Origin of the sequence: Pseudomonas sp. W4I3, from assembly GCF_030816195.1 — a bacterium.
In the GTDB taxonomy this organism is placed as follows: Bacteria; Pseudomonadota; Gammaproteobacteria; order Pseudomonadales; family Pseudomonadaceae; genus Aquipseudomonas.
The window spans coordinates 2123034-2136127 of record NZ_JAUSXS010000001.1 but is presented as its reverse complement, the minus strand read 5'-3'; the positions used below and the strand labels follow the sequence as shown (position 1 = coordinate 2136127).

The 13094-nt window shown below is 61.7% G+C and carries 12 protein-coding genes; 6 read left to right on the top strand and 6 right to left on the bottom strand.

All coding sequences use genetic code 11. The features are described from left to right. Positions 1–39: 39 nt before the first annotated feature. From QF045_RS09680 to yiaY, 5 genes are all read right to left on the bottom strand, one after another. Positions 40–981, bottom strand: coding sequence for a hydroxymethylglutaryl-CoA lyase (locus QF045_RS09680; protein WP_306492007.1), 942 nt, complete (start codon positions 979–981; stop codon positions 40–42). Further along, positions 978–2171, bottom strand: a complete 1194-nt coding sequence (locus QF045_RS09675; RefSeq protein ID WP_306492006.1) for a CaiB/BaiF CoA-transferase family protein — start codon at positions 2169–2171, stop codon at positions 978–980. Before QF045_RS09675 ends, QF045_RS09680 begins: the two co-directional genes overlap by 4 nt. A gap of 88 nt (positions 2172–2259) precedes the next feature. Beyond that, entirely contained in the window at positions 2260–3168 is a 909-nt protein-coding gene (locus QF045_RS09670; protein ID WP_306492005.1) for a LysR family transcriptional regulator, read from the bottom strand. Then, positions 3168–3842: an NAD(P)H-binding protein gene (locus QF045_RS09665; RefSeq protein WP_306492004.1), complete on the bottom strand. Its 675-nt coding sequence runs from the start codon at positions 3840–3842 to the stop codon at positions 3168–3170. The genes QF045_RS09670 and QF045_RS09665 overlap by 1 nt, the downstream gene beginning before the upstream one ends. Positions 3843–3931: 89 nt before the next feature. Then, on the bottom strand, positions 3932–5080 hold the full coding sequence (yiaY, locus tag QF045_RS09660; RefSeq protein WP_306492003.1) for an L-threonine dehydrogenase: 1149 nt from the start codon (positions 5078–5080) through the stop codon (positions 3932–3934). Positions 5081–5203: 123 nt separating this feature from the next. Between yiaY and QF045_RS09655 the strand changes: the two genes are divergently transcribed. Further along, positions 5204–6220, top strand: coding sequence for a DUF4917 family protein (locus QF045_RS09655; RefSeq protein ID WP_306492002.1), 1017 nt, complete (start codon positions 5204–5206; stop codon positions 6218–6220). Between the two features lie 168 nt (positions 6221–6388). Here the strand turns inward: QF045_RS09655 and QF045_RS09650 are convergent, their stop codons facing one another. Beyond that, entirely contained in the window at positions 6389–6916 is a 528-nt protein-coding gene (locus tag QF045_RS09650) for a helix-turn-helix domain-containing protein (RefSeq protein ID WP_306492001.1), read from the bottom strand. Between the two features lie 108 nt (positions 6917–7024). Here QF045_RS09650 and QF045_RS09645 point away from each other — a divergent pair, with 108 nt between their 5' ends. The 5 genes from QF045_RS09645 to QF045_RS09625 all read left to right on the top strand — a co-directional run bounded on the left by QF045_RS09645 (position 7025) and on the right by QF045_RS09625 (position 12977). Beyond that, positions 7025–7807 carry an aldolase gene (locus tag QF045_RS09645; RefSeq protein ID WP_306492000.1) on the top strand — a complete coding sequence of 261 codons (783 nt, stop codon included), beginning with the start codon at positions 7025–7027 and terminating at the stop codon, positions 7805–7807. Positions 7808–7834: 27 nt separating this feature from the next. Beyond that, positions 7835–8707 carry a dihydrodipicolinate synthase family protein gene (locus QF045_RS09640; RefSeq protein WP_306491999.1) on the top strand — a complete coding sequence of 291 codons (873 nt, stop codon included), beginning with the start codon at positions 7835–7837 and terminating at the stop codon, positions 8705–8707. Between the two features lie 91 nt (positions 8708–8798). After that, positions 8799–9338 (top strand): RNA polymerase sigma factor, encoded by a 540-nt coding sequence (locus QF045_RS09635; protein WP_306491998.1) that lies wholly within the window; start codon positions 8799–8801, stop codon positions 9336–9338. Beyond that, entirely contained in the window at positions 9335–10300 is a 966-nt protein-coding gene (locus QF045_RS09630; RefSeq protein ID WP_306491997.1) for a FecR domain-containing protein, read from the top strand. Before QF045_RS09635 ends, QF045_RS09630 begins: the two co-directional genes overlap by 4 nt. Before the next feature lie 118 nt (positions 10301–10418). Next, positions 10419–12977, top strand: coding sequence for a TonB-dependent receptor (locus QF045_RS09625; protein ID WP_306491996.1), 2559 nt, complete (start codon positions 10419–10421; stop codon positions 12975–12977). The last annotated feature ends 117 nt before the right edge of the window (positions 12978–13094 follow it).

Here is a 13094-nt window from a genome sequence, read left to right as displayed (position 1 = left end):
CTCACAGGCGTCCGATTGTTTTTGTTGTCTGGTACGAATCTACAAAGCGGCGATGTATTCAGGCGGTGGATGCAGGTCACTGTTGCGCCCGGCCTTGGCCACCTGGCCGGGCAATGCATGGCCCAGCAATGCGGGCAGGCGGCGGGACATGTGCAGCAAGTGCGGCAGGTCAATACCAGTGTGAATGCCGACCTCTTCGCACAGGTTGACCAGGTCTTCCGTGCAGATATTGCCCGACGCACCCGGCGCAAACGGGCAACCGCCCAGGCCACCGAGCGCCGCATCAAAACGCCGCGCGCCGGCTTCGTAGGCGGCCAGCACATTGCACAAGCCCAGGCCGCGGGTGTTATGGAAATGCAGGGTCAGATCGCCGGCCGGTATACGCGTCAGCACACGCTTGACCAAGCGTTCGACCTGCCGCGGGTTGGCCATGCCCGTGGTGTCCGCCAGGGTGATGCCCTGGATGCCCAGCTCGCGATAAGCATCGACAATCTGCAGCACCCGGTCTTCATCGATCTTGCCTTCGAACGGACAGCCGAAGGTCGTAGCGATGCTGCCATTGAGGCGCACCGGGTGGTCGGCGGCAAAGCGTGCGACATCGCCGAAGGCAGCCAGGGACGCCTCGCAGCGCATGCGCATGTTCGCCAGGTTATGGGTCTGGCTGGCGGACATCACCAGGTTCAACTCATCGGCGCGGGATGCGATGGCGCGTTGGGCGCCCTTGAGATTGGGGATCAGCGCCACGTAGATCACACCAGGCGTGCGCTCGATGCCTTGAAAGACCTGCTCGCCATCGCGCAGGGCCGGTATGGCTTTGGGCGAGACGAACGACCCGGCTTCGATGCGCGAAAAACCGGCACGGGAAAGCTGGTTGATCAGCGCGATCTTGTCAGCGGTGTCGACCCAGGTCGGCTCGATCTGCAGGCCGTCGCGCGGGGAGACTTCCTGCACGATCAGCGGGTCGGAATAATCGGTGATCATTGCACCACTCCCGAATTTTTCAGACGTTGGATATCGGCGCCGGTCAGGCCCAGGCCGCCGAGGATGTCATCGGTATGCTGGCCCAGCGCAGGGCCTTGCCAGTTCACCGCGCCGGGTGTTTCCGAGAGTTTGGGCACGATGCCGGGCATCTTCACCGACACACCGCCGGGTAACTCGGCATCGAGCAGCATATCGCGCGCCTGGTAGTGCGGGTCGCTGACAATGTCCGCCACCGAATAGATACGCCCGGCCGGCACTTCGGCGGCCTCCAGGGCGCTGAGCACCTGCTCGATGGGCAGGCTGCTGGTCCAGTGAGTAATCGCCGCGTCCAGCAAACCACTCTTTGCCGCACGCCCATCGTTGTGGGCGAACTCAGGCGCCTCGGCCAGGTCGGCGCGGCCAATGGTGGTCATCAGGCGTTTGTAGATCGGGTCGCTGTTGCCGGCGATCACCACATAGGCGCCGTCAGCAGTCAGGTAGGTATTGGACGGCGCGATACCAGGCAAGGCCCCGCCGCTGCGCTCACGCACATGGCCGAGCATGTCGTATTCGGGCACCAGGCTTTCCATCAGGTTGAACACACTCTCTGCCAGGGACACGTCGACGATCTGCCCGTCACCCTGGCCGGTCTTGACCCGCAGCAGCGACATCAGCGCGCCGATCACCCCGTGCAACGACGCAAGGGAATCCCCCAGGCTCACGCCGACCCGCGCCGGGGGCGAATCCGGGTTGCCGGTGGTGTAGCGAATGCCGCCCATGGCCTCGCCAATCGCACCGAAGCCCGGGCGGTCGCGATAGGGGCCGGTCTGGCCATAGCCGGAGATGCGCACCAGGGTCAGCTTGGGGTTGAGGGCGTGCAGCACGTCCCAACCCAGGCCGAGTTTTTCCAGGCCACCGGGGCGCAGGTTCTCGATCAGCACGTCGGCGTCGCCGAGCAATTGCTTGATCAGGCTCAAGCCTTCCGGCGACTTGAGGTCCAGGGCCAGGGACTTCTTGTTGCGCGACTGCAGGTACCACCACAGCGACGTGCCTTCGTGCAGCTTTCGCCATTTGCGAAGCGGATCGCCCTGCCCCATGGCTTCGATCTTGATTACCTCGGCACCAAACTCGGCCATCACTCGCGCCGCGAATGGCGCGGCAATCAGGGTGCCGATCTCGATCACCTTGATACCGCTCAGGGGAGCCGTCATCGGGTGTACCTCTTATTCTTGGAATGTGCACCAAGGCTAGAGGACTCACACAGGAAAAATCCAACCGTCAGTTGGCAAGATGCGTTCGTTAAACGCGAACGCTCAAATGATCAAACAGTAACCGACTGACCGGCGACAACTGCGCCTCATCACGCACCACCAGGATCAGGCTGCGGTTCGACCAGGCATCCGTCAGCGGCACCGCATGCAAACCCAGCGCATGGCCGAACAGTTCATAGGCCTTTTGCGGCAGGATGCCGATGCCCATGTTCGCCTGGACCATTCGGCACATCGCATCGAACCCCGGCACGTGGATACGCAGGCGCAGCATCTGGCCGGCCTCGCGCGCGGCGGCATGGGTGCGCATATTGATCGAACTGGCGGCGTGCAGGCCGACATAATCGCTGCCCAGAGTCTCACTGAAAGCCACGGCCTCACGTGACGCCAGCGCGTGATCCGCGGGCATCAACACCACCAGTTTGTCGTGGCGATAGGTCACGCTGGGCAAGCCTTTGGTGTCGGTATCACTGGAGCAGATGCCCAGGTCCGCCACGCCATCCAGCACGCCTTGCACCACACCGTTGCTGGGGCGTTCTTCAAGGTCGGTCTTCACTTGCGGGTGCAACGCGGAAAAGTCGCGCAAGTCTTCAGGAAGAAACTGAATGATTGCCGAGAGGTTGGCCAGCATCCGCACATAGCCGCGCACGCCATGACTGTGTTCGCCCAGTTCAAGGCCCATTTTCTCGACATTGAACAGCATCTGCCGCGCATGGTGCAGCAAGGTTTCGCCGGCCGCCGTCAGGTCCATGCCCTTGGCGCGGCGCACGAACAGGCTGACCCCGAGTACCTGTTCGAGCTCCATCAAGCGCTTGCTGGCCGCCGACACCGCGATGGCCTCGCGAGCCGCCGCACGGGTCAGGGTGCCCTCCTCGAACACCGCGACAAATAGTTGCAGGGTGATCAGGTCAAGGCGGCGCACCAGACTCTTGTGCAGCATCAGCGACGCTCAGCCGCCAAGTGATTGATCTCGCCCTGCTCCACGACGGGTCGCGGCGCGCCATGGCTCACCGCCTGCAACATCGCACGGCCAACAGTCTCGGTGCTGACGACCCAGCTCGGCTTTATCCGACGCACAAACGAGAGCAACGGCCCAAGCACGCTATAGAACGCTTGGTACAGCGGCGTCTTCGAACGTACCCCATGCAACGGCTGGATGATCCCCGGCCGGAACAGGTAGACCGCCTTGAACGGCAAGCGCAGCAAGGCATTCTCGGTCTTGCCCTTGACCCGCGCCCACATCGACTTGCCCATTTCCGAACTGTCAGTGCCCGCGCCGGACACATAAATAAACGTCATCTGCGGATTGAGCCGCGCCAGGGTGCTGGCGGCGACCAACGTCAGGTCGTAGGTGAGATGGGTGTACTGGGTTTCACGCATGCCCGCCGAGGAAACGCCCAGGCAGAAGAAGCACGCATCAAAGCCTTGCAACAGGTTTTCCAGCGGCTGGAAATCCAGCATGTCGCTGTGCAACACCTGGTGCAGTTTACCGTGCTCCTGGGTCAACGGCGTACGACCGACCGCGACCACTTCCTGCACATCGGGCGCCAGCAGGCACTCGCGCAGCACGCCCTGGCCGACCATGCCGGTGGCACCGAATAATAGAACTCTCATGGGGGACCTCAGCGGCAAGCTGCACGCATCATGCTCAGTTGAACGCAATCAGCGTGTAGCTTAACGCTTGCAGCTCAAAGCTGCCCCTGTCAAAACGCGCTGCGAAAGATCTCCTCGATCTGACGCTGATCTGCCCGCCGTGGGTTGGTCAGGCCACACGCGTCCTTCAGTGCATTGCTTGCCAGCAGCGGAATATCCTGCAATTTGGCGCCGAGTTCGCGCAGGCCGGCGGGGATTTCAACGTCTTGGGACAGCGCACGAATCGCGACGATCGCGGCCTGCGCACCTTCCTCCGGGGTAATCCCTTTGATATCGGCACCCAACGCGCGCGCCACGTCACTCAAGCGTTTGGCGCTGACACTGGCATTGAAACTCTGCACGTGGGGCAGCAGCACCGCATTGCACACGCCGTGGGGAAGGTCGTACAGGCCGCCGAGCTGATGCGCCATGGCGTGCACAAAGCCCAGCGACGCGTTGTTGAACGCCATGCCCGCGAGAAACTGCGCATAGGCCATGTTTTCACGTGCGGCGAGGTCGCTGCCGTCGCGTACGGCCAGGCGCAGGTTGGCGCTGATCAGTTCGATGGCTTTGATGGCGCATGCGTCGGTGATTGGCGTGGCGGCGGTCGACACGTAGGCTTCGATGGCGTGCGTCAAGGCATCCATGCCGGTGGCGGCGGTGAGGCCCTTGGGCATTGCGACCATCAAGGCCGGATCGTTGACCGACAGCAGCGGCGTGACGTTGCGGTCGACGATGGCCATTTTCACGTGGCGGGTCTCGTCGGTGATGATGCAGAAACGGGTCATCTCGCTGGCCGTGCCGGCGGTGGTGTTGATGGCCACCAGCGGCAGTTGCGGCTTGCTGGACTGGTCGACGCCCTCATAGTCGCCGACACGCCCGCCGTTGGTGGCGCACAGGGCAATCCCCTTGGAGCAGTCATGGGGCGATCCGCCGCCCAGGGACACGACAAAATCGCAGCCGCTCTGTTGCAGCAGCGCCAGGCCCTTCTCGACGTTGTCCACCGTGGGGTTGGGCCTGGCGCCATCGTAGACCACCGAATCGATGTCCTGCATCGCCAGCTTCTCGGCGATCAGGCTGGCCACGCCGGCTTTGCACAAGCCCTGGTCCGTCACGATCAACGCCTTGCGAAAGCCGTAGTTGCGGATGGCGATCATGGCTTCGTCGAGGCAGTCGATGCCCATGATATTGACGGCGGGAATAAAGAAGGTGCTGCTCATGGTCGATCCTCAAGGGCTTTATAGCCACAGAATCCACCGCTACCGCTTGCCGCATCTTGATCAGGATCAACGCCGGCTCGTGATAAAGTCACCGTCCAGCCGATTTCGAGTAGACCCGCCGCAATGAAGGACTTCCAGGATATTGACGCCCACCTTGAAGACTGGAGCGCACTGCGCGACGCGATCGACTTCAATGGGATTCTGATCGGCAATGGCGCAAGCCGTGCGATCTGGGAAGACTTTGCCTACGACTCGCTGTTTGAAAACGCTCGCACGGTGGAAGAAAAGCCCCTGAGCCCATCCGAACTCAGTGTGTTCGATGCCTTGCAAACCCGCAGTTTCGAGCAGGCCCTGGGCGCCTTGAAAACCACCAGCCGCGTCAACAAGGCCCTGGCGGTCAGCTCGGCGGCACCGCGCAATCGCTATTACGCGATCAAGGAAGCGCTGATCAATACGATCCACGCCGTGCATATCCCCTGGCGCCTGGTGCAGCCCTCGACCCTGGCGACTATCAACACTGAACTGGCCCGCTACGCCACGGTGTTCACCAGCAACTACGACCTGCTCAACTACTGGGCGACCCTGCACACACCCGGTATCGACGACCTGTTCCGCAGCCCCGACTCAAGCTTCGACCTGCGCGATACCCGCAGCGACGCCACGCGTATTCTGTACCTGCACGGCGGCCTGCACCTGGTGCGCAACCTCGACGGCAGCGCGCGCAAACTGCCGTCCACCGACAGCACGCTGCTCAGCAGCTTCGCGATCAACAACACGATCAAGACCCTGGACGATGTGCCGCTGTTTGTCAGCGAAGGCAAGGTGCAGGAGAAGCTCAAGACCATCCGCAGTTCGGATTACCTGTCGTTCTGCTATGAACAGTTACTTACCCACCAGGGCGCGCTGTGCATCTTCGGCCATGACCTGGGGCCGCAGGACAAACACCTGGTGGACGCAATACGCCAGGCCAGCATTACCACCCTGGCGATTTCCGTATCGGGGCGCAGCGACGGGTTTATTCGTCAGCAAAAGCGCCGGTATTGTGAGTTGTTCGACGGTAGCGGGATGGACCTGAAGTTCTTTGCGGCACGCACTCATGCTCTTGGCAACTCGGCGCTGTCGGTACCGGTCGAGCGCTGATTGAAGCTGTGGGGGCTTCAGTTAAGCGAAAGTAGCCCACTGTAGGAGCGAGCTTGCTCGCGAAAAACGTCCAGGCAACGCGTTCATTCTGAATGAAACGCGGTGGCCATGAGTTCTTCGCGAGCAAGCTCGCTCCTACAAAAAGCCTTCACTGACATGCAGCCTGCATCATTCTTCTGCGCTGTGCACCACCACCAGCAACTGCGCCTGCGCCTCCCCCACCGAGCGAATCCGGTGGGGTTTCTGCGCGTTGAAATGCAACGCATCGCCGCGTTCCAGAATCACTCGCTCGGTCATGAAGTCCACCTCCACCCGGCCTTCATGCACGAACAAAAACTCCTCGCCCAGATGCTCTTTGAAGGTCTTGTCCGTAAATTCCTTCGGCGGGTAGATGATGAACGGCAACAGGCTACGCTCGCTGACCTGATGGGCAAGCACCGCGTAACCGGGCGAGGTGTCAGGCCGCTCATCGCTGCGCACCAGGCTGTAGCTGTCGAGGCTGACGCGTTCTTCGCTGAACAACTCTTCGACGTTCACATTCAGCGCCTTGGCCAGTTTCAGCGCAGCGGCGATGGACGGCGTATTGAGCCCGCGTTCGACCTTCGACAGGTAACTCTTAGTCATCCCGGATTTTTCCGCCAGGGCTTCCAGCGTCACGCCAAGTTTTTTTCTCAGTAATTTCAAACGGATAGACATGCGCTGCGGTTAATCCCTGCAGAAAACGAAAAGCCATGCTTGCTAATGACACAAAGTGTCATATAGCATCTAAAGTGTCATTTGCGCTCACCCAAAGGACACACTCATATGGCCAAGACATTAGCACTTCCCAAAGACCAACTGGTCAAGCAAGCACTGATCCAGATGCAAAACAGCCTGGCAGATAATACGTGGACCGACCGGCAAAAGCTGGCACTCACTTGCCGCATTCTCTTCGAACACGGGCACGACTCCGGCCTGGCCGGGCAGATCACCGCGCGCGGGCCGACGCCGGGCACCTACTACACCCAACAGCTGGGCCTGGGCTTCGATGAGATCACCGCCAGCAACCTATTGCTGGTCAACGAAGACCTTGAGGTGCTCGAGGGCCACGGCATTCCCAACCCGGCCAATCGTTTCCACACCTGGGTGTACCGTGGGCGGCCGGATGTAAACTGCATCATCCATACGCACCCAACGCACATCGCCGCATTGTCGATGCTGGAAGTGCCGTTGCAGGTGTCGCACATGGACCTCTGCCCGCTGTACGAAGACTGCGCGTTCCTGCAAGCCTGGCCGGGTGTACCGGTGGGCAACGAAGAGGGCGAAATCATCACCAGCGCCCTGGGCGACAAACGCGCGATCCTGCTCTCGCACCACGGCCAATTGTCTACCGGGGCGAGCATCGAGGAAGCCTGTGTGATCGCGCAGTTGATCGAGCGAGCCGCCAAGCTGCAGCTGCTGGCGATGGCGGCCGGCACGATCAAACCGATCCTGCCGACGTTGGGGCGCGAAGCCCACGCCTGGATTTCCAAGCCCAAGCGCCACGGCGCCGCCTTCAATTACTACGCCCGGCAAAACCTGCGCCAACACGCCGATTGCCTGAACTGATCGCCTTTTTACGAGCGGAGCACCCTTATGTCCAAGCCCACCCTTCACGGCATTATCGGCTACACCATCACCCCATTCAGCGCCGACGGCCAGCGCGTTGACCTCGACGCCCTCGGGCGTTCCATCGACCGTTTGATCGACAGCGGCGTTCACGCCATCGCCCCCTTGGGCAGCACCGGCGAAGGGGCTTACCTGAGCGATGCCGAATGGGATGAGGTCAGCGCCTACAGCCTGCACAAGGTTGCCAAACGCGTACCGACCATCGTCAGCGTGTCCGACCTGACCACCGCCAAGGCCGTGCGCCGCGCCCGCTACGCCGAACACCACGGCGCCGATGGGGTGATGGTGCTGCCCGCCTCGTACTGGAAACTCAGCGAGGCGGAAATCCTCGCCCACTACGCGGCGATTGGCGACAGCGTCGGCGTGCCGATCATGCTCTACAACAACCCGGCCACCAGCGGCACCGACATGTCGGTCGAACTGATCCTGCGCATTCTCAAAGCGGTCGAGAACGTGACCATGGTCAAAGAGAGCACTGGGGATATCCAGCGCATGCATGCGTTGAAACGCCAGAGTGACGTGCCGTTCTACAACGGCTGCAACCCGCTGGCCCTGGAGGCGTTCGCGGCCGGCGCCATCGGCTGGTGCACCGCAGCGCCGAACTTGATTGCACAACTGAACCTGGATTTGTATCAGGCCGTACTGGCCAACGACTTGAACCAGGCGCGAGCGCTGTTTTATCGACAGTTGCCCTTGCTGCAATTCATCCTCAAGGGCGGGTTGCCGGCGACGATCAAGGCAGGGCTGCGCTTGACCGGGCTGGAGGTGGGCCATCCACGCTTGCCGGTGTTCCCGCTGGGCGAAGCCGAGACCGAGCAACTGAAGGCATTGCTGCGATAGCACTGACTCCCACATAACCAGAGACAAATAACAATAATTCTCGATATCATTCGCGACCTTTCCAAGCCGTGCTTCGTCAAGAAGGATATCCATGTCTCGTCCCAAGCCCGACCCGTTGTCGGCCGATGCCTGCCGCGGGTTTTATGCAGATATTCTGTATTTCCTGCGCAAACGCACGGGCAACGCCAGTGACGCGGCGGACATGGCCCAGGATGTGTTTACCCAATGGCTGGACTACCGCGACCGGGCCAAGGTCGAGCAGCCTCGGGCGTTTCTGTTTCAGATGGCGCGCAATCTGTTGCGCGATCACTGGCGTAAACAAAAGGTCCGCCAAAGCGTCCATGCCGATTCGGCCGAGGCGCACACCGAACCGGTCACCGACGAGCAAAACGAGCCCATGGCCGCTGCGCTGCGCAGCCAGCGCCTGGAACAGTTGAAAGAAGTCCTTGCCGAACTCTCGCCCCGCCGACGAGAAGCCCTTATGCTGCATCGCTTCGAAGGCTTGAGCCAGGCACAGATCGCCGCGCGCATGGGTATTTCGACGAGCATGGTGGAAAAGCACATCGCTTTTGCCCTGCTGCATTGCAAGCGACGCCTTCAACCTGAACCCGGCACGGAGCAGCCACAATGAACCGCCTGAGCGACATCGACGCGCTGGATAGCGAAGCGAGCGACTCCATCGACGCCCAAGCCGCCAGCTGGTTTGCACGCAACCGCAACGACACCGGCCGTGCCGACCGCAAAGCCTTTGCCGCGTGGCAGGCCAATCCGGCCCATGCGCGCGCCTATGCCGAGTTCGAGCAATTGTGGGCTGACCTTGCCCAGTTGCAGCAGTTGAACAAACCCGTGGTGCTGCCTCGGCGCACATCCGTGTGGCGCCCTGCCCTGGCAGTAGCGGCCGCCGTGCTCTGCGCGGTGCTTGCCACCCATCTCGGCGCGCCCCGCGAGCTGTATCACAGCCAGGTTGCCGCGCATGCCAAGGGCATGCGTACCTTGAACCTGCCCGATGGCAGCACCTTGTATGTGAACGCCAATACCCACATCCGCGTGGACTTCACCGCACACCAGCGCATCCTTCATCTGGACAAAGGCCAGCTGTACATCGAAGTCGTCGCCGACAAGGAACGCCCACTTTACGTACAAGCCGGCGAGGCCAATGTACGGGTGGTGGGCACCGGCTTCGATGTGCGCCGCAGCGAACAGCAGTTGGTGGTCAGCGTGGCCCATGGCCAAGTGGCGTTCGAGCCGGATGCAAAACATTCGGTAACGCTGCTTGAGGCCAGGCAGCGCGCGATTTATCAGTACGCCAAGGGCACGTTGCAGCAACAAACCCTCAGCGCCGAGGAAGTCGCTGATTGGCGCAGCGGGCACTTGTCGTTTCGCAATCGCGAGCTGGCCAGCCTGATCGACGAATTGAGCCTGTACCGCCCCCAGGCGCCATTGCAGGTGAGCAAGGCCGTGGCGCAACTCAAGGTGTCGGGCAACCTGGACGTGAATGACCCCGACGCGCTGCTCAATGCCCTGCCCGCGCTGTTGCCGGTAAAAACCGTGACCTCGGCCGACGGCATCGTGCGCATCGAATCGAGCAAATAATCCACACATGAGAATATTTTTCATTTGCATATGTGGATTTCCTTGCCTGCCCCGTCTTCCTCCCGTCTGCGTTTGATACGCACACCTTTTTGGCTATTTAGCCGCACCGGGGGATCTCATGTTTCGCGCGCCTTGCCCTGCTTCGCACCTGTTTCTTCGACCGGCCCTGCTTGCAACCTGCCTGGCGTTCAGCGTCAGTGCCCAGGCCGAGTCGTTCAAGCTGCAACTGCCCGCCCAGTCATTGGCCACCTCCCTGAGCCAAGTGGCGCAGCAAGCGAAAATCCAGCTGCTGTTCGATGAAGCGGTGCTCAAAAATGTGCAGGCGCCGGCGCTCAAGGGCGACTACAGCGCAGAAGTGGCGATTCGTACCTTGCTCAAGGACGGTGAGTTCACCCTGATCAAGGTCGGCAGCACGTATGTGGTGCGCGCCGAGGCCGCCAAGACCACGCAAAGCAGCGCGATCCAGCTCGATACCTTGAGCGTGATCGGCACCGGCAACGAAGTGAATTCCAGCACCGTCAACCGCTCCACCCTGACCCAGGCCGACATCGACCGCTACCAGTCCAACAACATACCGAGCCTGCTGCAGACCTTGCCCGGCGTCAGCCAGGGCGGCTCGCTGAAACCCGGCGGCCAGACCATCAACATCCGCGGTTTCGGCGATGCCGAAGACGTGCCGATGACCGTCGATGGCGCGACCAAGAGCGGCTTTGAGCGCTACCAGCAGGGCACGGTGTTTATCGAGCCGGAGCTGATCAAGAGCATCGAGGTGGAGAAAGGCCCCAACTCGCCCTTCACCGGCAACGGCGGTTTTGGCGGAACGGTGAACATGACCACCAAGGATGCCCCGGATTTGCTCAAAGACGGTCGCAACAGCGGCGCGATGCTCAAGTACGGCTATTCGAGCAACGACCACGAACAGGTCTATAGCAGCGCCGTGAATGGCCGCACCGAAGACGGCCGTTTCGACGCGCTGGCCTACCTGACCCAACGCGACGGCGGCGACATGAAGGTGGCCGGCAAATTACCCAACGAGAACAACCAGTACCCGATCAATCCCCAGCGCCTGCCCAACAGCGCCCAGGACGTGGACGGCAAGCTGTTCAAGGTCAATGCGCACTTCACCGAAGAACACAGTGTCGGGCTGTCCTACTCGCGTTCCCACAGCAACCGCTGGACGCCCTTTTCCGCTGCCAGCTACCCGACACCGCCGACCCAGGCCAACATCGACCGCTACGGTTACGAAGGTGCGCTCAAGCGCTTCCTGGCGCACCGCGATACCGTCGACACCACCTGGTCGGGCAAGTACCAGTACCAGCCGCTGGACAACCCGCTGGTGGACCTGACCGTGAAGTACTCACAGTCGAACACCGAACAGACCGACGAGCGTGATGCCACCGCGTTTTTCCAGCTGGCCACCGGCGGGCGCAAGATGGACACCGCCTACACCGACAAGCACCTCGACATACGCAACGTCAGCCTGTTCGACACCGGGCCCTTGGAGCATGCGCTGACGGTGGGCGGGCAGGTTCGCAAGCACGTGCGCGAAACCGAGATGTGGATGCCGGGCAGCACCTACAACACCCCGCGCTACAACAATGGCCACTTTCAGCCGGGCTTCATGCCCCACGGCAAGGTCGACACCAACAGCTTCTTTATCCAGGACGCGGTGACCCTGGGCGACCTGACCATTACGCCGTCGCTGCGCTACGACCATGTGCGCAACCGGGGCGAAGGCAACGATGCGCCGTACTACAACAACCCCGACCCAGCCGTTGGCCACGACTACAGCGACCGCACCTACACCGGCTGGTCGCCGCGCCTCGCGCTGTTCTGGACCGTGACACCGAATGTCGGCCTGTTCGCCAACTGGAGCCAGACCTGGCGTGCCCCCGTGATCGACGAGCAATACGAAGTGCAAGGCCTCGGCAGCCGCACCGCCACCAGTGTCGACCTCGACCCGGAGCGCATCACCTCGATTACCCTGGGCAACATCACCCGCTTCGACAACCTGGTCGCCCAGGATGACAACCTGCAACTGCGCACCACCTTGTTCCACAACAAGGTCGAAGACGAAATCTTCAAGGCCACCGGCGTGGGCTGCCAGAACCAGGCCGTCAACGGCGGCACCATCGCCTCCGCTTGCCCGCCGGGGGCGCTGCCCAACTACCGCAACATCGGTGGCCTGACCATCAAGGGCATTGAGGTCGAGTCGATCTACAACTCCACCTACCTGTTCGGCTCGGTGTCGTTCGCCTATGCCAAAGGCCAACACGAAGGCGCCTACACCAACCCGTGGGGCCCGGACGTGGCAGCGCGGGATATTCCGCCGACCAAATGGGTGCTGGTGCTGGGTACCCACATCCCGGCCTGGGATGCCCAGGTGGGTTGGATGGGCCAATTCATCGGTGCCACCGACCGCCTGCCCAGCGACAAATACTCCGGCGGGCCGGGTTCCGGGGTCGGCGACCTGTTCTACGACCAGTACGGCAACAAGCGCTACAACACCCAGGGGCTGTTCGCCAAATGGGCGCCGCAGCAGGCGTACCTGAAAGGCACCGAGGTGAACTTCACCGTGGACAACCTGTTCAACAACAACTTCCGCCCGGCGTTGAGCGGCGACCGCGCCTACACCAAGGGGCGCGATGCGAAGATCAGCGTGACGCGGTTCTTCTGATTGCTACACCCGTCTCTCAGCAAAGTGGAGTCTAAATGTGGGAGGGGGCTTGCCCCCGATTGCAGTGTGTCAGCCAACAGATTCATTGGCTGATCCACCGCCATCGGGAGCAAGCCC

What these genes read in the sequence shown, in the direction of transcription:
- QF045_RS09680 (WP_306492007.1), bottom strand. Translation starts at nt 981, where the DNA reads ATGATCACCGATTATTCCGACCCGCTGATCGTGCAGGAAGTCTCCCCG.
- QF045_RS09675 (WP_306492006.1), bottom strand. Translation starts at nt 2,171, where the DNA reads ATGACGGCTCCCCTGAGCGGTATCAAGGTGATCGAGATCGGCACCCTG.
- QF045_RS09670 (WP_306492005.1), bottom strand. Translation starts at nt 3,168, where the DNA reads ATGCTGCACAAGAGTCTGGTGCGCCGCCTTGACCTGATCACCCTGCAA.
- QF045_RS09665 (WP_306492004.1), bottom strand. Translation starts at nt 3,842, where the DNA reads ATGAGAGTTCTATTATTCGGTGCCACCGGCATGGTCGGCCAGGGCGTG.
- yiaY (WP_306492003.1), bottom strand. Translation starts at nt 5,080, where the DNA reads ATGAGCAGCACCTTCTTTATTCCCGCCGTCAATATCATGGGCATCGAC.
- QF045_RS09655 (WP_306492002.1), top strand. Translation starts at nt 5,204, where the DNA reads ATGAAGGACTTCCAGGATATTGACGCCCACCTTGAAGACTGGAGCGCA.
- QF045_RS09650 (WP_306492001.1), bottom strand. Translation starts at nt 6,916, where the DNA reads ATGTCTATCCGTTTGAAATTACTGAGAAAAAAACTTGGCGTGACGCTG.
- QF045_RS09645 (WP_306492000.1), top strand. Translation starts at nt 7,025, where the DNA reads ATGGCCAAGACATTAGCACTTCCCAAAGACCAACTGGTCAAGCAAGCA.
- QF045_RS09640 (WP_306491999.1), top strand. Translation starts at nt 7,835, where the DNA reads ATGTCCAAGCCCACCCTTCACGGCATTATCGGCTACACCATCACCCCA.
- QF045_RS09635 (WP_306491998.1), top strand. Translation starts at nt 8,799, where the DNA reads ATGTCTCGTCCCAAGCCCGACCCGTTGTCGGCCGATGCCTGCCGCGGG.
- QF045_RS09630 (WP_306491997.1), top strand. Translation starts at nt 9,335, where the DNA reads ATGAACCGCCTGAGCGACATCGACGCGCTGGATAGCGAAGCGAGCGAC.
- QF045_RS09625 (WP_306491996.1), top strand. Translation starts at nt 10,419, where the DNA reads ATGTTTCGCGCGCCTTGCCCTGCTTCGCACCTGTTTCTTCGACCGGCC.